Annotated in this window: 20 protein-coding genes; 14 read left to right on the top strand and 6 right to left on the bottom strand. The window is 60.9% G+C overall.

What is annotated here, in order from left to right; translation table 11 throughout:
* Positions 1-3 precede the first annotated feature (3 nt).
* Complete coding sequence (locus ACSSNI_RS05040) at positions 4-330, bottom strand: hypothetical protein (RefSeq protein ID WP_200639537.1); 327 nt, start codon at positions 328-330, stop codon at positions 4-6.
* A 151-nt stretch (positions 331-481) separates the two neighbouring features.
* Between ACSSNI_RS05040 and ACSSNI_RS05035 the strand changes: the two genes are divergently transcribed.
* From ACSSNI_RS05035 to ACSSNI_RS05000, 8 genes are all read left to right on the top strand, one after another.
* Positions 482-790, top strand: a complete 309-nt coding sequence (locus ACSSNI_RS05035; RefSeq protein ID WP_200639536.1) for a hypothetical protein — start codon at positions 482-484, stop codon at positions 788-790.
* A 347-nt stretch (positions 791-1,137) separates the two neighbouring features.
* A complete protein-coding gene (locus ACSSNI_RS05030) occupies positions 1,138-1,776 on the top strand; it encodes a TIGR04211 family SH3 domain-containing protein (protein ID WP_418952671.1) in 639 nt (212 codons plus the stop codon).
* Between the two features lie 989 nt (positions 1,777-2,765).
* Positions 2,766-3,617 (top strand): STAS domain-containing protein, encoded by an 852-nt coding sequence (locus ACSSNI_RS05025; RefSeq protein ID WP_102836390.1) that lies wholly within the window; start codon positions 2,766-2,768, stop codon positions 3,615-3,617.
* The gene (locus ACSSNI_RS05020; RefSeq protein WP_102836389.1) at positions 3,617-3,979 is read left to right on the top strand and encodes an STAS domain-containing protein; all 363 of its coding nucleotides are present in this window, start codon (positions 3,617-3,619) and stop codon (positions 3,977-3,979) included. The genes ACSSNI_RS05025 and ACSSNI_RS05020 overlap by 1 nt, the downstream gene beginning before the upstream one ends.
* Complete coding sequence (locus ACSSNI_RS05015) at positions 3,976-4,380, top strand: anti-sigma regulatory factor (RefSeq protein ID WP_102836388.1); 405 nt, start codon at positions 3,976-3,978, stop codon at positions 4,378-4,380. Before ACSSNI_RS05020 ends, ACSSNI_RS05015 begins: the two co-directional genes overlap by 4 nt.
* Positions 4,377-5,381 carry an ATP-binding protein gene (locus tag ACSSNI_RS05010; protein WP_148926968.1) on the top strand — a complete coding sequence of 335 codons (1,005 nt, stop codon included), beginning with the start codon at positions 4,377-4,379 and terminating at the stop codon, positions 5,379-5,381. Before ACSSNI_RS05015 ends, ACSSNI_RS05010 begins: the two co-directional genes overlap by 4 nt.
* Positions 5,374-6,228: a sensor histidine kinase gene (locus ACSSNI_RS05005; protein ID WP_159967907.1), complete on the top strand. Its 855-nt coding sequence runs from the start codon at positions 5,374-5,376 to the stop codon at positions 6,226-6,228. The genes ACSSNI_RS05010 and ACSSNI_RS05005 overlap by 8 nt, the downstream gene beginning before the upstream one ends.
* The gene (locus ACSSNI_RS05000; RefSeq protein ID WP_200639534.1) at positions 6,221-8,176 is read left to right on the top strand and encodes a response regulator; all 1,956 of its coding nucleotides are present in this window, start codon (positions 6,221-6,223) and stop codon (positions 8,174-8,176) included. Before ACSSNI_RS05005 ends, ACSSNI_RS05000 begins: the two co-directional genes overlap by 8 nt.
* A gap of 21 nt (positions 8,177-8,197) precedes the next feature.
* Here the strand turns inward: ACSSNI_RS05000 and ACSSNI_RS04995 are convergent, their stop codons facing one another.
* The gene (locus ACSSNI_RS04995) at positions 8,198-8,404 is read right to left on the bottom strand and encodes a DUF3079 domain-containing protein (RefSeq protein WP_200639533.1); all 207 of its coding nucleotides are present in this window, start codon (positions 8,402-8,404) and stop codon (positions 8,198-8,200) included.
* Positions 8,405-8,674: 270 nt separating this feature from the next.
* Here ACSSNI_RS04995 and ACSSNI_RS04990 point away from each other — a divergent pair, with 270 nt between their 5' ends.
* Complete coding sequence (locus ACSSNI_RS04990) at positions 8,675-9,688, top strand: sodium:calcium antiporter (protein WP_200639532.1); 1,014 nt, start codon at positions 8,675-8,677, stop codon at positions 9,686-9,688.
* Positions 9,689-9,696: 8 nt separating this feature from the next.
* Here ACSSNI_RS04990 and ACSSNI_RS04985 read toward each other — a convergent pair whose 3' ends face one another.
* The gene (locus ACSSNI_RS04985; protein WP_448258978.1) at positions 9,697-12,060 is read right to left on the bottom strand and encodes a DNA polymerase II; all 2,364 of its coding nucleotides are present in this window, start codon (positions 12,058-12,060) and stop codon (positions 9,697-9,699) included.
* Between the two features lie 217 nt (positions 12,061-12,277).
* Between ACSSNI_RS04985 and ACSSNI_RS04980 the strand changes: the two genes are divergently transcribed.
* Positions 12,278-13,399, top strand: coding sequence for an SMP-30/gluconolactonase/LRE family protein (locus tag ACSSNI_RS04980; protein ID WP_200639530.1), 1,122 nt, complete (start codon positions 12,278-12,280; stop codon positions 13,397-13,399).
* A 72-nt stretch (positions 13,400-13,471) separates the two neighbouring features.
* On the opposite strand, the gene ACSSNI_RS04975 is transcribed toward ACSSNI_RS04980, so the two are convergent.
* From ACSSNI_RS04975 to ACSSNI_RS04965, 3 genes are all read right to left on the bottom strand, one after another.
* On the bottom strand, positions 13,472-14,380 hold the full coding sequence (locus ACSSNI_RS04975; RefSeq protein ID WP_102836382.1) for a chemotaxis protein CheV: 909 nt from the start codon (positions 14,378-14,380) through the stop codon (positions 13,472-13,474).
* A 125-nt stretch (positions 14,381-14,505) separates the two neighbouring features.
* Positions 14,506-15,693, bottom strand: coding sequence for an acetyl-CoA C-acyltransferase family protein (locus tag ACSSNI_RS04970; protein WP_200639529.1), 1,188 nt, complete (start codon positions 15,691-15,693; stop codon positions 14,506-14,508).
* 152 nt (positions 15,694-15,845) lie between these two features.
* Complete coding sequence (locus tag ACSSNI_RS04965) at positions 15,846-17,981, bottom strand: NosR/NirI family protein (protein WP_200639528.1); 2,136 nt, start codon at positions 17,979-17,981, stop codon at positions 15,846-15,848.
* 205 nt (positions 17,982-18,186) lie between these two features.
* On the opposite strand from ACSSNI_RS04965, the gene ACSSNI_RS04960 reads away from it, so the two are divergent.
* The 4 genes from ACSSNI_RS04960 to ACSSNI_RS04945 all read left to right on the top strand — a co-directional run bounded on the left by ACSSNI_RS04960 (position 18,187) and on the right by ACSSNI_RS04945 (position 19,654).
* On the top strand, positions 18,187-18,498 hold the full coding sequence (locus tag ACSSNI_RS04960; RefSeq protein WP_200639527.1) for a hypothetical protein: 312 nt from the start codon (positions 18,187-18,189) through the stop codon (positions 18,496-18,498).
* A gap of 20 nt (positions 18,499-18,518) precedes the next feature.
* Positions 18,519-18,854, top strand: a complete 336-nt coding sequence (locus tag ACSSNI_RS04955) for a GNAT family N-acetyltransferase (RefSeq protein ID WP_267908334.1) — start codon at positions 18,519-18,521, stop codon at positions 18,852-18,854.
* Positions 18,855-18,925: 71 nt separating this feature from the next.
* Positions 18,926-19,279 carry a YkgJ family cysteine cluster protein gene (locus ACSSNI_RS04950; RefSeq protein ID WP_200639525.1) on the top strand — a complete coding sequence of 118 codons (354 nt, stop codon included), beginning with the start codon at positions 18,926-18,928 and terminating at the stop codon, positions 19,277-19,279.
* Between the two features lie 33 nt (positions 19,280-19,312).
* Positions 19,313-19,654, top strand: a complete 342-nt coding sequence (locus ACSSNI_RS04945; RefSeq protein WP_200639524.1) for an FKBP-type peptidyl-prolyl cis-trans isomerase — start codon at positions 19,313-19,315, stop codon at positions 19,652-19,654.
* Positions 19,655-19,737 lie beyond the last annotated feature (83 nt).

Here is a 19,737-nt window from a genome sequence, read left to right as displayed (position 1 = left end):
GCATCAATCCGTACGTTGCGGCGCATAGACATTGAGTGCCGGATCGCTGATGCCGTCTTTCGAAGGGTCGAGAATCCAGCGCAGCTGCGTGACCAGCTCCTCACAGTTCTCGCCGCGCTGCTGCCAATCCTGAAAAGCAATGCGTGCCGCAGTCAGCGATGACTCCGCGATCTGCTCGGTTTCGGTCGTGGCATCGCCGGGCTGCCAGTGGTCAAAGACCGATTTGAGCGCATGCTGCGCCTCATCGGCACCCAGCTCGCCGTCGGCCCAGCGCGACGTGATGGCCTGCGCTTTCTGCAAGGCGGATACCGAGGGGGTAGACGATTCCATTTTGGGATTACCTCCAGCCAGTGCGTGTATGCGTTGGAGTCCGGCAGCGCCTGCAAATTCGCCGTTGAGCTGCCGTTGGTCCGCGGCTGTCGCATCGAGCGCGTGCCGGTTGGTCGTATCACAAACCACGCCGACGCTGGGAACCCTGACTATGCAACTCGTCCTTCTTTTTTTACCGCTGTACGACAATGCCCAACAGGCACTGCCAAAGTCCTTGTTTGCTGAAGTGCGGGACGAACTCATGGCCAAATTCGGTGGCCTGACCGCCCATAGCCGAGCCCCTGTCGACGGGCTCTGGCAGGAAGACGACAGTCATCCCGTGCGAGACGACCTGATCATTTATGAAGTGATGACCTCAGAACTGGACCGTACCTGGTGGAAGGAATATCGCAAGTCACTGGAGACCCGCTTTCGCCAGGAGCATCTGTTGATCCGCGCTCAGACAGTCGAAATGCTCTAGCGGCAAGCTGGTCTTTCGCACTGGTTCAGGCCCGCACTGCAGCGGTACTGGCCACGCCGCCCGCACAAAATCATGAAAATTTAATGAACCCCAAGGGCTTCCCGCTGTCAGTCCTGTCTGCAGAACTACAGGGGCCAATGGCTCCATTCTGGGAGAAAACATCCTCCCACTTACGATCGGCACTTCCGGAACGCCTGCTGTTCGACTCATCGAAACACGCAACTGGCGTACTTCGTCAGCCCGGAATACCGCTTATGTTTAGGCCCGTTCACCGGGGCCTCCATTTTTGCCAGCGCGAACACTACCCCATGTCCCTATCTCGTCCTCTCATTGCACTCATGTCCCGAATGTCCTGGTCCGCTGCTCAGCGCCGCGCTTTCAACGCGGGTCTGCTCGGTACGCTGCTAGCCGTCATCGCACCAGCCCAAGCCCAGGAGGCGACCACTGATCGTTGGGTCAGCGACGCGCTCACCACCTACGTGCGCAGCGGCCCAACCGACGGCTACCGTATCGTCGGCAGCCTCACGTCCGGCCAGAAAGTCGAGCTGCTGGAAACCAGCGGCGACTACAGCCAGGTCCGCGGCGAAAATGGCGACCGGGTATGGATTCGCAGCAGTGATCTGCAGGAGGTTCCCGGTCAGGCAGAGCGTCTGCCGCAGCTTGAGCAACAAGTGGCCGAGCTCAGCGAAGAGCTGAAAACCATCGACGATTCGTGGAAAACCCGCGTCAAGGGAATGCAGGAGACTCTCGATTCGCGCAAGGCGCTGATAGATGAGCTGGAAGCACGCCGTGTGGCCCTGGACGAAGCCCTCACTGCCACCGAATCGGAGTTGCGTGACGCCCAGGCGCGCTTGGGCGACGAAAACAATCAGGTACTGATGCGTTACATGGTTTACGGCGGCAGCATCGCCGGCGCCGGGCTGCTGGTCGGCTTGATCCTCCCAGCCATGACCCGTGGCCGCAAGCGCAACGACCGCTGGTTCTAAGTGGCTGAACCGCGCCCTGCTCAGCTCGGCGCGGCAACGTGCTCAGGCTCAGGCTCAGGCTCAGGCTCAGATTGGACGAAAACCGAAGGGCCAGCCAGCGCCTGAGCCGCTCGTTGCAGAACCTGCCCCGGCATCAGTGGCCCATCCAACAGTAAACCTCGCAGCGCTTGGCAAACTTGGACATTGAGAAAGGCGTGTTGCTCGGCCGTTTCCACGCCTTCTTCCATACCTCCCAAGAGCTCTGGCCAGCATGGGGATAGCCGAGACGATTACCGAATCTTCGTGTCCGGCGCCCATCTCCTTGACGCACGTGCGATCGATTTTCCACCCCCGTCCTGCAGACGATTGAGCTGGAACAGGCTCACGTTTCGCCGAGCCGACGTCGTCATTGGATACCGAGCGCCAAGTGTCGAGAGGCTTTTCTCCGTAACCATTCACCCCGCGCGAAGCCAGGCCGGCTCTCGCCGCCTGCGGCATAAACACGTCTGACGACGGCAAACCAAGCTGCCGATACTGCCAACGCAACGATGACCAAAGCCGCTCACCGGCCCGACCGGCGTTTCAAACCTGGCTCATATCTGCCGCTGCCACTCGCCGCTCACCGCCCGCCTCGAACTAGGCAACAGCTGAAATCGATGGGGCTCCTGTCCGCCCTCCAGGTGCGGATTTGCTCAAGCAAACGGCTGGACCTGGACCATGACGTCTGTCCGGCAAACTTGACCGAGCTACCAACTTGAGGCGAAATGCGACACTTTGCCACTACACTGGAACCAGCACATCGAGATATCCGCATGCTCTATCTCGAGCGAACCTGGCTTCAGCCAGCAAGACACGTCTACCCTGGTTCTCCAAGATCGGTATAGCCTGCTCAAGAGCCCCATCCGTCTGCCTGCGTATCGAGCGTAAGAAGTTTTGCTCAACCGGAACGCCTGTCAGCAATTCGGATCAAACCCGACAATCGCTGCACCTCCCCTAAAGGACCCGCGCCAATGGCCTCATTGCAACAACGCACCTTCACTGTAATCGCCAAGAAAGAGCACGAGTTGCTCGACAGCTGGACCCGCGAACTTGAAGCCAGCGGCCTGTACCGCAACGTCAAGATCGAAGAGTTTCGCCAGCAGACAGCCGAGTTCATCCGTTTACTGATCGAGGGCGCTGGCCAGGCCGAGTCCACCGATCTGCGCGGATCAAATTGGGAAGACATGCGGCAGTTCCTCGAACAGCTGTCACACAGCCGCGTGTTGCTGGGCTTCGACTCTCAGCAAACCGCCGGCTTCATCTTTTCGTTCAAGCGCCCGCTGATGCCGCTGATGCAGAGCGAATATGCCGATGAGCCAGCGATCCTCGCCGAGCAACTCTGGGCGCTGTCCGAGCTGATCGACCAATTCGGCCTGCACACGGTCCGCACGTTCCAGAAGTCCCGCGAGGCGGTCATCAAGCGCCAGCAGGAAGAACTGCTCGAGCTGTCCACGCCAGTGGTCAAGCTGTGGGATGGCGTCCTCGCGCTGCCGATGATTGGCACCCTTGATTCCCAACGTACCCAGGTGGTGATGGAGTCGCTGCTGCAGCGCATCGTCGATACCGGTTCGGAAATCGCCATCATCGACATCACCGGCGTGCCGACCGTTGACACACTGGTCGCGCAGCACCTGCTGAAAACCGTCACGGCAATCCGCCTGATGGGCGCCGATGCAATCATCAGCGGCGTACGCCCGCAGATTGCACAAACCATCGTGCACCTCGGCCTGGATCTGCAGGGCATCGTCACCAAGGCTTCCCTGGCCGATGCGCTGGCGCTTGCGCTGCGTCGCTCCGGGCTGACTGTCAGCAAGGCGGTGTAATGGAGCGCATCCCAATACTCCGGATGGGCGAGTTCCTGCTCGTTACCATTCAGGTCGATATGCATGACCAACTGGCAATGACGCTGCAGGACGATCTAGCCGAGCGCATCAGCTCTACGTCGGCCAAAGCGGTGCTGATCGACATCTCTGCGCTGGACATGGTCGATTCGTTCATCGGCCGCATGATCAGCTCGATCTCGGGTCTGTCCAGCATCATGGACGCCGAGACCGTGGTGGTCGGCATGCAGCCTGCCGTAGCGATCACGCTGGTCGAGCTGGGCCTGACGCTGCAAGGCGTCAGCACGGCGCTCAATGTCGAGAGAGGCATGCAGCTGCTGCATAAACGGATGGCCGCTAAATGACCGTGCGCGGCAGCGGCAGCACACCGGTACGGATCGAACAGGACGTGGTCTTGGCCCGCCAGGCGGTCCGTAAGCTGGCGCAGGACAGCGGTATGCGCTTGATCGACCAGACCAAGCTGGTTACTGCCGTCAGCGAGCTGGCCCGTAACACCGTCGTGTACGGTGGCGGCGGCGACATGGACTGGGAGATCCTCGACGAAGGCCCGCGCACCGGCATTCGGCTGACCTTCCGCGACGAGGGCCCCGGGATTGCCGATATCAAATTGGCCTTGACCGATGGCTGGACCTCTGGCGGCGGCCTCGGCCTGGGGCTGACCGGCGCCAAGCGTTTGGTCGACGACTTCGAGCTCGACAGTACACCCGGCATCGGCACACGCATCAGCATTACCAAATGGTCATGAACATTCAGGGCTCGATGACCACCGTTCTGCCGATCGAAGACGAAAGTCAGGTCGGCCACGCGCGGCGCGTGGCGCAATCGCTAGCCATCGAATTTGCGTTCGATGAGACCGATGCCGGACGCGTGGCGCTCGTTGCGACAGAGCTGGCAACCAATCTGCTCAAGCATGCACACCATGGTGCTCTGCATCTGCGTGCGATACCGGCGCAGAGCGGATATGGCGTCGAACTGATCGCCATTGACCGTGGCCCCGGATTCAACCCCAATGAATGCCTGACCGATGGTTTCTCCACTGGCGGCACGCAGGGCACGGGGCTCGGTGCGTTGATGCGTCAGGCACAGCTGTTCGACATTTATTCCGACAGCAGAGGTTCGGTGGTCCTGGCGCAGCTGTACCCGCGGCACGTCTCGGCGCTGCCCCTTCGGTTCGGGGTCAGTCAGCATTCACTGAAGAACGATCCGGCATGCGGGGACGTCTGGCATCTGGCTGTCGATGGCTCGCGACTCAGCGCGTTGGTCATCGACGGTATCGGACATGGCGAAGATGCTGAGGCGGCCGGCCTGGCAGGTGCTGCCGCCTTTGCCGAGAACCCGTTCGCCGACCCGACGATCAGCATGCTCGACATGCACCAGGCGATGACCGGTTCGCGGGGTGGCGCAGCGGCGATCGCCTTACATGACGCTAGCAAGGTGCGTTTCGCCGGAATTGGCAACATCGGGGCCTGCCTGCTGACTGCTGAAAAGAGTCGCGGCATGGCATCCCATCCTGGCATCGTGGGCTCCCAGTTCCGCAAGGCCGTCGCCTTCGATTATCCCGTCGAGTCCCGACAGCTGCTGGTCATGTACAGCGATGGACTGCAGTCGCGCTGGGACCTGCGCGACTACCCCGGCCTGGTGCATCGTCACCCGGCCATAATTGCAGCGCTGTTGCACCGCGATTTCTGTCGCGGTCGTGATGACGTGACCGTTATGGTGATTGCACTGGAGGCAATCGTTGACTGACTCGAACACGAACGACCTCATCGAACAGCTGCGCAGCGAGAACGATCTGCTACGCGCCGAGCTCGAGGAAACCAACCAAGGTGTCCTAGCACTGTATGCCGAGCTCGACACCCAGGCCGAGCAGCTACGCCAGGCATCGGACCTGAAAAGCCGCTTCCTGTCGTACATGAGCCACGAGTTCCGTACGCCTTTGGGCTCCATTCGCAGCATTACCCGCCTGCTCAGCGATGAGCTGGACGGCCCGCTCAGCGCGGAACAGCACAAGCAGGTATCGTTCATCAGTGGTGCTGCAGGCGAACTCAGCGACATGGTCGATGACTTGCTCGATCTGGCGAAGATCGAGGCCGGGCGCATCACCATATCGCCCGCCTGGTTCGACATGCTGGATCTGTTCGCTGCCTTGCGCGGAATGTTTCGCCCGATCGTCGATGCCAACGCGGTGGATCTGATTTTCGAAGAGCCCCACGACATGCCGCGGCTGTACACGGACGACAAAAAGCTCGCGCAGATTCTGCGTAACTTCATCTCCAACGCCCTCAAGTTCACCCAGAACGGCGAGGTGCGCATTTCCGCCTGCGCCGAAGGTGACGGCGAAGTTCGCTTCGCCGTAACAGACACGGGCATCGGCATCCCAGAAGACATGCACGGCAACCTGTTCGAGGATTTCGTGCAGATCGATACGCCGCTGCAGAAGCGTCTGCGTGGCACCGGCCTGGGGCTGTCGCTGTGCAAGCGTTTCGCCGAATTGCTCGGAGGCCGAGTGGGCGTCGACAGCAAACCGGGGGTGGGATCGACTTTCTACGTAATCATTCCCGTCGCGATTTCCACGGAGAGCGCTGATGGATAAGAGCCGGCTGCTGATCGTCGATGACAACGCTGCCACTCGCTATGCAATACGCCGGGTGCTGGAGCGCCACGGTTATGCCGTGCTCGAAGCCGGAACGGGTACCGAAGGATTGGGCCTGATCGCCACCGGGCAAATCGACGCGCTGATTCTCGACGTGAACTTACCGGACATGAGCGGCTTCGACATCGTGCGGCAGCTGCGAATCGATGACCGCACGCGGCTGCTGCCGGTCATTCACGTTTCCGCAGCCTCAATCCAGACCGGCGACATCATTACCGGCCTGGACGCAGGGGCCGACGCCTACCTCATCCACCCTGTCGATCCGGACGTGCTTCTGGCGACACTGCGTACGCTGTTGCGGGTGCGCGATACCGAGCATGCGCTGCGCGAAAGCGAGGCTCGCTTTCGTGAAATCTTTTCCCAGGTGGCGGCCCCCATCGCGGTGATCGACCCGAACCTGCAGATCCACGAGAGCAACCGAGCGCTGTCCTTGCTGCTAGGTGACCAGCCGGAACCATCGGCGCTTACGGCAAGCCTTGCCGGGGGACAGGACGCCAAGCTGCTGACACTGCGGGCGAGCCTGGCCAGTGGTGCCCGCTGGCACGACACGCTGTTCATGCAGGTTGCTGGGGAGCGGCTTGAAACCAAGTGGCAGGTTTCGCCATACCGGGCCTCCGAGCTGGGGCTGGTCGTTATCGAAGATATTACCGAACAGCGTCAACGCGAGCGCTCGCAACGGCAGCAACTCGACAACGCCACCAACGAGCTTGCCCGCGAGGTCGCCGAGCGTGTGCGCACTGAAGGGCAGCTGATGCAGGCGCAGAAAATGGACGCGCTGGGCAAGTTGACCGGCGGCATTGCGCACGACTTTAACAACCTGCTGACCGGCATCATTACCGGCATTGAGCTGCTCAAGAAGCGCGTGCACGAAGGCCGCACCGATGCCGTCCTGCGTTTTGCCGATACAGCGCTAAATTCGGCTCGCAGTGCCGCCTCGATGACCAACCGGCTGTTGGCTTTCGCCCGCCAGCAACCGCTTGATGCGCGCCCCGCCGACCTCAACGATCAGGTTCGCTCGCTCGAGGAGCTTTTGCAGCGAACCATTGGCGAGCACATATCGCTGAATCTGGAGCTGTCCGAGCAAGGTGCGGTGGCACAGGTCGATGCCAACCAGCTCGAAAGCGCCATCCTCAATCTGGTCATCAATGCGCGCGATGCCCTGCCCCGTGGCGGCAACATCACCATCCGCACCGCAGCGCTGCAGTGTGAGGGCGATGCGGACCTGGCTGACGGAAGCTATGTCGTGCTCACGGTGGAGGATGATGGCATCGGCATTGCGCCCGATGTGCTGGGTAAGGTGTTCGATCCCTTCTTCACGACGAAACCGCTGGGCCAAGGCACCGGTTTGGGATTGTCCTCGATTTACGGTTTTGCCCGGCAGTCCGGGGGCGAAGCCAGACTAAGCAGCGTTGCTAGTGAGGGTACGCAAGTTTCTCTGGTGTTGCCGGCTGCCATTGCTGCGCAAGCGACAACCGCGTTGGTCAAAGAGTTGTCGCAAGGCAATGGGGAGCACGTGCTCATCGTCGAGGACATGCCGGCAGTCCGCATGCTGGTGACCGAGATGCTGTGCGAGGCCGGCTACCGCTGCAGTGAAGCCGGCGATGTCGCCACGGCGTTGTCAGTCCTGCGGGATGATGCCACCGTCGACCTGCTTTTGACCGACGTTGGGCTTCCACAAATGTCAGGGCGGGATCTGGCTGACGCAGCGCGAATCCACCGCCCTGCGTTACCGGTGCTGTTCATGACCGGTTACGCTGAAAACGCCGTTCGCCGCGATCGCTTTCTCGCCGCAGGCATGGATATGGTGATCAAGCCATTCCAGATCGGCGAGCTGCTCGACAAAGTGCGCCACATGCTCGATCAGTCGGCAACTTCCCCGGCTGACTGACCAAGCGAAAACCCAGCTGCACTACCCCTTTCTTTTCTGAACCTTGTCGATCGCGATCAAGTCTCCCCAGTCACCGTATTCGTACCAGTCGTCCCCCATCATTTCAGCCGGATGCTGAGTTCTGCCAGCACCATTGCCGCAGGCCAGCGAGTCGGCTGGGCAATAGCGATCACACCCCCAGCAGATGCGCTCGGGATGCGGCGGATTGAGCGGAAATTTCTTGGCCACCACAGCCTTCCAGGTTTGCGCGGAAAGAAGCATTCAGGCTAACCAGACCGTCGTTGGCTGAACTTGATCAGGCTCAAAGATGGTCATTTCCAGCAGATAGGTAAGGGTTTGGCAGCGTCCAAACGCGGCCCCTCTGTACCAGTCTGAGTGTCTTTACGGTCTTGCGAGCTGAACCCTGGCCGTGTGGGTAGCTCTACTGAGTCATTACCGCAACGATGCGATTACGCCAGAGGGCCCGTTTTGCCAGAACTTCAGACAATGGGATTGTCGATGAGCGTAGGCCTTTTATTGGTCTGCGCGGTGGTGATTGGCATCGTGGGCACCCGCCTTACACGGGTCGTCGATGAGCTCGCTGACCGCACCGGCATGGGCGAAGCGATGGCCGGCGCCATCCTGCTGGGAATGGCGACCTCGTTGTCAGGGATCGTTCTGTCGGTCACCGCCGCCTGGGAAGGCCGCCCCGAGCTGGCAATGAGTAACGCGCTGGGCGGCATCGCGGTACAGACGCTGTTCCTCACGGTCGCCGACCTCGCCTTGCGGCGGGTCAACCTAGAGCACGCAGCGGCTTCGATCGGCAATCTCATGCAAGGCACGCTGGTGTTGTGCCTGCTGTCGCTGATCCTTGTCGGCTGCTTTTCCCCGGATGTCACCGTTTGGAGCATTCATCCTGTCACCCCGCTTTTGTTGATCGGGTATCTCTATGGCCTGCGCGTAATTGCTAAAGGCCAAAACGAAGCCATGTGGTTTCCAGCGCGTACCCGCGAGACTCGCGAGGACACGCCGGATGAAGAATCGACGGATCGCTCGCTGACTTCACTCTGGGTCCGCTTCGTGATCATGGCTGCAATACTGGGCATCAGCGGCTGGTTGCTGGAGGGAGCGGCCAGTGAGATCGCAACCCAAACCTGGCTCAGCGAAGCGGTCGTTGGCGTTCTCATGACGGCCGTGGTGACGTCGCTGCCGGAGCTGGTCACCTCGGTCGCGGCCGTCAGGCGCGGTGCATTGACTCTGGCCGTTGGCGGCATCATCGGAGGCAACGCGTTCGATACATTGTTTGTCGCGGCCTCGGATATTGCGTACCGAGACGGTTCGATCTACCACCATGTTTCCAACAGCGTGCTGCTCTGGGTGGCGCTGTCGATACTGATGACCGGCGTGCTGCTCATGGGCCTGCTACGCCGCGAGAAGCACGGACTGGGCAAGATCGGCTTCGAAAGCGTCACGCTGATCGGCTTGTATTTCGCCGGCGTCGCAATGGTCCTCGCCAAAAGCCAGCTCGGTTGATAGCCGCGTTAGAACAAGCCGAGCTGCTCGTCGATCAGTGCGTTGAAGCTGTCATTCACGAACGGCAGGATGGCATCGGCGACAGGCTGCAATTGGCGGCTCACGTAGTGGTCGTAGTCGATAGGCGCCCGCCGCACTTCGAGCGGTTCCGGCCCGGCCACAGTGATCAGGTAGCTGATCCAGCCGCCGTTCTGGTACTGCCGCTGGCGACCGTTTTGCAGGTTGTATTCGTCGGCAATACGCGCAGCCCGCACGTGTGGCGGGACGTTGCGCTCGTAGTCATCCAGGCGCCGACGCAAGCGCTTGCGAAAGATCAGCAGGTGGTCCAGCTCACCGGCCAGCGTACGCTGGACGTAGGTGCGCACGTAGTCCTGATAGGGCTGGCGACTGAAGATGCGCCGATACAACTCCTGTTGGAACTGCTGAGCCAGCGGCGACCAATCGGTCCGCACCGTTTCCAGCCCTTTGAACACCAGGCCGTCGCTACCATCGGGACGCGTGACCAGCCCGGCATAGCGCTTCTTGCTGCCCTCCTCCGCGCCACGGATGGTCGGCATCAGGAAGCGCTTGAAGTGTGTTTCGTATTGCAGTTCCAGCGCACTGTGTAGACCGAACGTTTGCTGAAGGTGTTCGCGCCACCAATCGTTGATGCGCTGCACCAGTTGCTTGCCAATACGCGCGGCGTCTTCGTCATCATGGGCGCGCTTGAGCCAGACGAAGGTGGAGTCGGTATCGCCGTAGATCACGCTGTACCCCTCTGCCTCGATCAACTCGCGGGTGCGCCGCATGATCTCGTGGCCGCGCAAGGTGATCGACGAGGCCAGCCGCGGATCGAAAAACCGGCAGCCGCTTGAGCCGAGCACGCCGTAGAAAGCATTCATGATGATTTTCAGCGCCTGCGACAGCGGTTTGTTGCCCTCGCGCTTAGCCGATTCGCGCCCTTCCCAGACGCGCTCGACAATCGCCGGCAGGCAATGCCGCTTACGCGAGAAACGCGCACCGCGAAAGCCGGGCACCGAGTCGCTGTCTTCCGGTTGGCGCATGCCTTCGACCAGCCCCACCGGATCGATCAGAAAGGTACGGATAATCGAGGGGTACAGGCTCTTGTAGTCCAGCACCAGCACAGACTCGTACAGGCCCGGCTGTGAATTCATCACGAAGCCGCCAGGGCTGGCCTCCGGTGGTCGCTCGCCGAGGTTGGGCGCGACGAAGCCCTGGCGATGCATCAATGGGATATAGAGGTGTTCGAACGCCGCCACCGAGCCCCCGCTACGGTCGGCCGGCAACCCGGTGACAGTGGCGCGTTCGAGCAGAAAGGTCAGCAACTCGGTCTTGTGGAAGATCCGCGTGACCAGCTCGCAATCCTTGAGGTTGTAGCGCGCCAGCGCCGGCTTGTCTTCGGCGAACATGCGGTTGATTTCATCCATCCGCTGATAGGGCGTGTCGATGGCCTTGCCTTCACCAAGCAGCGTCTGCGCGACATTCTCCAGGCTGAAAGAAGGAAAACTCCAAGTGGCCGAGCGCAGGGCTTCGATGCCATCGATGATCAGCCGGCCCGCCGCTGCAGCAAAAAAATGGTTGCCTCGGCTGCCGTGTTCACGCCAGGCCATTTCCTCGCCACCACGACCCAAACGCAGCGGCACCTGATAGCGCTGGGCCTGATCACGCAGCACCCGCAGGTCGAACTGCACCAGATTCCAGCCAATGATGGCGTCTGGGTCGTGACGTGCCATCCAGTCGTTCAGTCTTTCGATCAGCTGTTTGCGGCTGTCGCAGTATTCCAGCTGAAAATCCACGGTTTCGGCATTGCCGTTGGCCGGACCGAGCATATAGACCTGGCGCTCCCCGCAGCCTTCCAGGCCTATGGAATACAGCTCGCCGCGCATGGTGGTTTCGATGTCCAGCGAGACCAGCCTGAGTTGCGGCCGATAGCTCGGCGCAGGCTTGATCTGCGCCTCGATCCACACACCCTCTACGTTCGGCTGGCCGGTATAACTGACCGGGGCGGTGATAAAGCGCTCCATCAGGTAACGCTCTGGCGGACGGATGTCGCCTTCGTAAACATCCAGTCCCGCGTCGCGCAGGCGCTTGTCGAGGTTCATCAGCTGACGGTGCTGCTTGCAATACAGCCCGACCACCGGACGGTGGCGGAAATCAGTCAGATTCAAGGGCCTCAGCTCAACGTCGCGCTCGCCCTTGAGCAGCATTTCAACCTTGTGCTGCTGAGCCTCCGGAATGAAGGCAATCGAAGGCTGGTACGGCACCCGCAGGCGACGTGGGCCGGCATCAGTTGCCAACCCGAACTCGACCTCTGTACCCGCCGCGGTATCGCGCCAGTGCCGAGTGAGCACAAATCCTTGCTGCAGATTCACCGTTCGCCGCCCCACCTATTGCCGTGACAGCCATTCTACGTGGCTAAGGCCGCGGGAGCGCCCTTGGATGAAAAACCATAGTTATCGGACAACATCAGGGTTGAGCAATTGAATAAAGCCCCATTTCAGCGTCATTTCGCTTTGACAATGGCAAAGACGCTGACAATACTCATCGACGTTGTACGACGTCTAACAATAACAAACGGATGAAGTCCTCATGACGATCACCATCAACGCGCCACTGGCCAGCGACAAGCCAGAAAACGATAGACGCTCTTTTTTGAAAAGCTCGCTGATGTTCTCAGCCGGCGTTGCGTCGATGGGCAGCCTCGGCTTTCCCAGGCTTGCTTCAGCTGAACCGCTGACCCAGCGTTACCCAGACGAGTTGGTTGAAATACTCGACGAGAGTTTCGCCAAGTACCGGTTGTTCAACGCCAGCGTCGAACGCCTCGCTACCGGCATGCGCTGGGCAGAGGGCCCTGTCTGGGTGGGCGACGGTCGCTACCTGCTGGTCAGCGATATTCCGGAAAACCGCATCATGCGTTGGGACGAAATCACCGGCTCCTTCGATGTGTTCCGCCAGCCTTCCAACCATTCCAACGGCCTCGCGCGCGACCTTCAGGGCCGGCTGCTGACGTGCGAAGGTTCGACCACCAATGATCTGGGCCGTCGTGTGACCCGCACCGAGCCCGACGGCAGCATCACTGTGCTGGCCAGCGAGTTCGAGGGTAAGCGCTTCAACTCGCCCAATGACCTGGCAGTTCGCGGCGACGGCTCGATCTGGTTTACCGACCCGCCTTTCCAGACCGGCAACTATTACGAGGGCCACAAGGTTCAGACTGAGCTGTCGGATGCCGTTTACCGTATCGACGGTGAAACCGGCGCCGTGACTCGCGTGATCGATTCGATTTCCGGGCCTAACGGGCTGTGCTTCTCCCCTGATCAGAAGACGCTCTATGTCGTGGAAGGTCGGGCCAAGCCAAACCGGTTGATCTGGGCTTACCCGGTCAAGGACGACGGCACCCTTGGCGAACGCCGCAAGCACATTGAAGCCTCGGCTTTTGGCGCACTAGACGGCATCAAATGCGACGAGGACGGTAATCTGTGGTGTGGCTGGGGCAGCTCAGGCGCCCCGGAAGCGGTGACCGCCGACCTTGATGGCGTGATGATCTTCAACCCGGCAGGCAAGGCGATCGGCAAGATCCGATTACCGGAACGCTGTGCCAACCTGTGCTTCGGCGGCGCCAAGGGCAACCGCCTGTTCATGGCCAGCAGCCACTCGCTGTATGCGCTCTACGTCAACACACGTGATGCGAGCTTCGGCAAGTACGGCGCGTGAAGATCAAGGCGGCGCTTTCAGCGCCGCCGCTACGCAGGAAAGGCTTTCGCGAAAAATACGACAACAGGCTTTTCAAGCGACCGACGCATCCTCGCCGAGGTGAATCACCCGGGCCGCACGTAGCATGCATTTGGTCATTTCGGGTGGTGAAAACTTGGTCAGGATGTCATTGGCACCGGCAGCCTTGGCCTTGTCGGTGCTGATGGTGCTGTCCAGCGAGGTATGCAGCAGCACATAAATGGAAGCGTAGTCCGGGTGCTTGCGCAGCGCCTGGGTGAAGGAATAGCCATCCATTTCGGGCATCTCGATGTCCGACACCACGCAATTGATCGCCTCGTAGCCACCCTTGAGGCTATCGAGTGTCTCGAACGCTTCACGCGCACTTCGCACCGCATGGCAGGTGATGCCCATCTTGGTCAGCGCGGACACCGACATATGGATGGCTACCTGGCTGTCATCAACGATCAACGCGCGGGTTTCGGTGAGCAGTTGCGCATCCTGGTCATCAAGATGAGAAATATCGGCCTCACCGGGCACGGGGGCGATGTTGTGAATGACCTTTTCCACATCGAGGATCTGGATCAGTTCGCCATCCACTTCCGCCGTTCCGGTAATGAACGAGCTGGCGCGTGCGCCATAGGGCGGCGGCAAAATTTTCGACGTCTGGATATGCACGATCTTGACCACCGCCTGAACATGCAAGCCCTGTTTGGAACGGCTGATCTCGGTGACGATCAGGCATCCCCCTTTGGGGTCTTGCAACGGCGCCATTCCAATCGCCAGGCTGAGGTCGATCACCGACAACGGCTGGCCGCGCAGCGTAGCGACGCCGCGGACATGGGGATGCGACTCGGGCAGCCGCGTCAGCGACGGCGTCGGAATGATTTCGCTGACCTTCAACAGGTTGATCGCCATCTGCTTGCCGCTGCGCAGCGTGAACAGCAGAAGCGATAAGGCGTCGGTAGCGGATGCGTTGTTCATGGATGGTCCTGTGGAAAGCCGGTCTCGTGCCGAGTGGTCACCTCGCTAGAGCCTTGTCGGCTGCTGCGCGCAAATCTTCAATGCAATCGGCGCCGGCCCGACGAGTTGTTGTCGCGGCGCTGGATTCAGCAACGCTCGAAGACCGCCGCGATACCCTGCCCGCCGCCGATACACATGGTCACCAGCGCGTAGCGGCCCTGAACGCGCAGCAGTTCATGGATCGCCTTGACCGTGATGATCGCACCGGTCGCGCCCACTGGATGACCGAGGGAGATACCCGAACCGTTGGGATTGACTCGCGCCGGGTCCATGCCCAGCTCCTGCATGACTGCGCAGGCCTGGGCAGCAAAGGCTTCGTTGGCTTCGATCACGTCATTCTGGTCGAGGCTGATTCCGGTGCGTTCCAGCACCCTGCGCACAGCCGGCACCGGTCCAATGCCCATGTACGCCGGGTCGACGCCGGCATGCGCGTAGCCAACCAGCCGAGCCATGGGCTTGAGCCCCAACGCACGCGCCCGCCCGGCTTCGGCCAGCACCAGCGCAGCAGCACCATCGTTGAGGCCGGAGGCGTTACCCGCCGTCACGCTGCCACCGTCTTTCTTGAAGATCGGCTTCAACGCCGCGAGGCGCTCGGCGGTCAGGTCCGCGCGCGGGTGCTCGTCGGTGTCGAACAGCACACTGCCTTTTCGGGTGGTGATTCCAACCGGAACGATCTGCTCGCGAAAGCGGCCACTTTCGATTGCCTGCACGGCGCGCTGCTGACTTTCCAGCGCCAGCGCATCCTGCTGTTCGCGACTGATGCCATAATGCTCGGCCACGTTTTCCGCGGTGACGCCCATGTGGAATTTGCCCCAAGGATCATGCAACAGGGTGTTCATGTAGTCGATTGCCTGGCTGTCACCGAGGCGCGCGCCCCAGCGCAGGTTCGGCAGGATGAACGGGCCGCGGCTCATGCTTTCCGCGCCGCCACCAATAGCCACATCGGTGTCACCCAGCAGGATTGACTGGGCCGCCGAAATCACCGCCTGCAAGCCCGAGCCGCACAGTCGGTTGACGTTGAATGCAGGAGTTTCCAATGGGATACCGGCGTCCACTGCAGCGACCCGCGCCAGGTAGCCGTCCCGTGGTTCGGTGGGGATCACGTTGCCCATCACCACGTGACCGACGGCGTCCGCTGGCGTGCCGGAACGCTCCAGCGCACCGCGACAGGCGGTGGTGGCAAGGGTGATCAGGTCGACGTCCTTGAGTGCACCACCAAAGGAGCCAATCGGCGTGCGCACTGCACCGACAACCACGATTTCACGTTCAGCCATGAGTTTCTCTCTGCAGCCAAGTTCGGGGCGTGCCGGGGATGCCGACACGGCGAGTCGCTCGATCCTAGCGACCTGATGCAGGAGAACAATACGCAGCAGCGCAGACGCATTGTGCGATTTTGCAGAACCGAGCGGTCAGCCAGAAGCGACGATCAGCAGGCCGGTGCACGCGGCGCCATGGCATCACTGGCGATCAGCCCGCTCTGCGCCTGTCTGGCCGCCTTCTCGGATCGCTTGCGCGCGCTGATGGTGGCCACGCACTGGTCATCGTTGTTGAGGATGACGATGCACTCCAAGCACTGGATGCACTCGTCATAGTCGATACGCCCATCGCGCTTGATGGCGCCGATCTCGCACTGATGCTTGCAGTGCTGGCAGGGCTGGCCGCACGCGTCGATGCGCTTGAGCCAGGAGAACAGGTGGAACTTGCCGAGCATCGCCAGCCCCGCACCCAGCGGGCAGACGTAGCGGCAGTAAAACTTGTGCACGAACAGACCGAGCCCGAGCAGAACCACTGCATAAAGCACGAACGGCCAGCTGCGCACGAAGAACAGCGTGATGCTGGTCTTGAACGGCTCCACTTCGGCAAGCCTCTCGGCCAACGTCAGTGAATAGAAGGCGGTCGGCACCAGGCCGATGAGGATCAGGTACTTCAACCACTGCAAGCGCTGATGGCTGCGATCGGAGATTTTCCATTGGCGAATGTGCAGGCGCTTGGCCAGCCAACCGAGCATTTCCTGCAGCGCGCCAAACGGACAGAGCCATCCGCAGAATACGCCACGGCCCCAGATGAACAGGCTGACAAAGGTAAAGCTCCAGAGGATGAAGATCACCGGGTCCATCAGGAACACACGGATATCGAAGTTCTCCCCCAGCGCCAACAGCAGCGTGAAGATGTTCACCACCGAGAGCTGACCTTGGGCATAAAGACCAATAAACACCAGGGTGAACAACAAGAAACCCGCGCGGAACAGATGGAAACCACGGCTGTGCTGGCTGATGCGGTGCTGCCAGATAAACACCCCGCTCAGCAGGATCAGCGACACGCCAAGCACGCCGATCTGCCACACGCGCTCCTGCCACATGCGCAACCAGATGGGCGTCGGCTCGACTGCGGCCTGTGCCTCTTCGATGTTGAACAGCGCCTGGTCGAGCTGAAAGTCACGGGTGAAGTCCGTGCTGCTTTGCACCAGATGGTTGCGCTGCAGGTTCACGTTCAGGCGCAATCCAGCAGGCTCGGCCGGGTTGAACGCGCTATGTGCCTTGATGCGGAAGATCTGCGCCTCGCCCTCTTCAAGCGGTGCGTCGAGCAACTCCATCACCGCGCCGTTGTTGAAGTTCATGTCGTAGAGGTCGATGGCGCGACCGTTCTGCATCAACACCAGTCGGCTGGGCGATGTGGCCGGAACGAAGTCGTCCGGCACATGGCGGTACATGCCCGAAGAGAGCACCAGCACCGCCTGCTCGTCGGCTTTCAATTCTTCGTTGAGTCTGGCGAATCCTGCGTCACCCAACAGGTTGCGACCGATGCTTGGCGCGTTCAGGTAGGCGAAGTAGAGGTCGGTGAAAGGCTGGGTATCGCTCTCCGGCTCGATACCCAGGTATCCATCAATAGAATGGCCCAAGCCACGTTCGACCTCCTCGCGGCTGATCGTCCAGTGCTGAAGATAGTCACGCTGCAGCAGCTGTGACCAGTCGAGTGGTTCATAGAGGTCAGGCTTGGCCGTGGCCAAGGGACCACTGGCGAACCCTTCGAGCAGCTTGCGAGCCACGCTCAGCGCGGAGAGCAACACGGTTTCGTTGAGGATCACCACCGACACGGTTGCCTTGCTCACCCCGTCGATTCGGACAATCGACTCACTGGCGCTGGCCGATCCCTGTGAACCGCCCACCACAATGGGGATGCCGATCGATTTCTGTTGGTACTGGTCAACGAAGTCGAACAGAGGTTGTTCGCCCAGCCCGTGCAGGAAAACCGGCTCGTGATGTTCAAGCACTTTCACCCCGGCCAGCACACCCTGAGTGTCCATGCCGATCAGCAGACGGATCGGTTTGCCGGAAAACCCCTGCAGGTTCGAATAGTCGGTGGACTCGAAGGCATAGCCGAGCAATTCGTCCAGCTGGTAGACACTGTGCACCGGCGGGTTGTCTTGCTTCGCCTCGATGCGCGTAGCTTTAGGAAATAATTGCTGAATCTGCGCGTCCAACTCCTGCGCAAACAGCGTTGGGCAGGCCAGCAGGCTCAACAGCAACAACATGCGCGAGAAGAAGCTGGCGCGACGTGTCATGGATGCTCCAGTCGTATTGTTATACGGCCATGCTATCCCCCACTCGACACACCGCCATGCGACTTGCTGGTCGATACGGCGCTACTTCAGTCGCATACCCAGCCCTCGTCGGCTGATGTCGCGCCCGTCGCACGCACCCACCGTGACGGAACGATGCACGCCAACTGCAGGCCCAAGCTACACAACCCCTAAGGGAGGCCCAGCGATGACCAAGGCAGTCAAACCGGACGCCGAAGAGCCGTACTTCGAAGCCCCTGCCCATATACCCAGCGGCAGCAACCATCAGATTCCGCACAGCCATCGGCTGGTCTACCGCGATCACGACGTAATCGTGCACCTCACCGGGTATGAGTACGAAACCTTTGGCGAGACGTTGTGGGCCGTAGGCGCTGAAGTGGTGAAAGATCTGGAAATCGTCGTCCCGGTAAGCGTCGACCAGACACAGCATTTCAGCAGCTATGACGAAGCCTTGGCACACGGCACCGACCTGGGCAAGCGCCTGGTCGACGAGCGCTAGCGCTCAACACCTGAACAGCCCTGCCGCCTAACCGCGGCCAGACCAACCGGAGATTCAATTCAATGAACGACAACAACGCAGTCGTGCGTCACGACGAGTCCCGGCAATGCTATGTCCTGGCCGTTGACGGCGAGGCGCTAGGCGTCGCCAGCTATGAAGACGATGGCGATCGCCGGGTATTCAGCCATACCGAGGTCGACTCAAGCCTGGAGGGTCAGGGCATGGGCAGCAAGTTGATCCGCGAATCGCTTGATGACACCCGTCAGAGTGGCAAGCGCATCGTGCCGGTGTGCGAGTTCGTTGCGGCGTACGTGAAAAAGCATCACGACTGGGACGACATCATCGAGGCGCGATAAAAGCACGCCGAGGGGCAGGCATTTATCGCTCAGGCGAGTACCATGCCGGCCCCCTGATCGAAATGCCGCGCATGACCTGTACCAACCGCAAAATCGATCACCTGCGCCGCCAGATTCCTGGCTTCGTCTGCGAACCCGGCTGTCACGATTGTTGTGGCCCGGTCACCGCTTCTTCGGAAGAAATGGCCCGCTTGCCGCACAAGAGCGTTGCTGAGCACGACGCCGCCCTCGCCCACTGGAATTGCGTGCACCTGGGGCCGAACGGCTGCGAGGCCTATGCGCAGCGACCGCTGATTTGTCGACTGTTCGGCACCACAGCCAGCCTGCCCTGCCCGCGCGGCCGCGGCCCGGAAACGCCCACCGCGCCAGACGTGGAAAAGCAGGTGCATCAACTTATTGCCAGCACGCGCCAGGTGCTGGTCTAGCAACGCACACAACAAGACATCACGAGAGACACGATGAGCAACGAACTTAGGATCGAAGACATCCAGCTTGGCGACGGCAAGGCCGTGGTCAAAGGCGCCCTGATCACCACGCAGTACCACGGCCAACTCGAAGACGGCCGCGTCTTCGACTCGTCCTATGATCGCGGCAAGCCATTCCAGTGCGTGATCGGCACCGGCCGGGTGATCAAGGGCTGGGACCAGGGGTTGATAGGCATGAAAGTCGGCGGCAAACGCAGGCTTTTCGTCCCCGCCCACCTCGCCTATGGCGAACGGCAGGTAGGTGAACACATCGCGCCGAACTCGAACCTGCTGTTCGAGATCGAGCTGTTGGAAGTGCTGACCCGTGACGACTGAGCACAGCCGCTCACTGCAGGGTTGAATAGAGAGCAGCCTGTTCCGCAGCCGCTCCACAAGCAGACGCTACTCGCACCGATGAC

It is taken from the genome of Stutzerimonas tianxiuensis (assembly GCF_053470365.1).
Note: the sequence above shows the minus strand (reverse complement) of the source record. Positions and strands in the feature narration are given on the sequence as shown.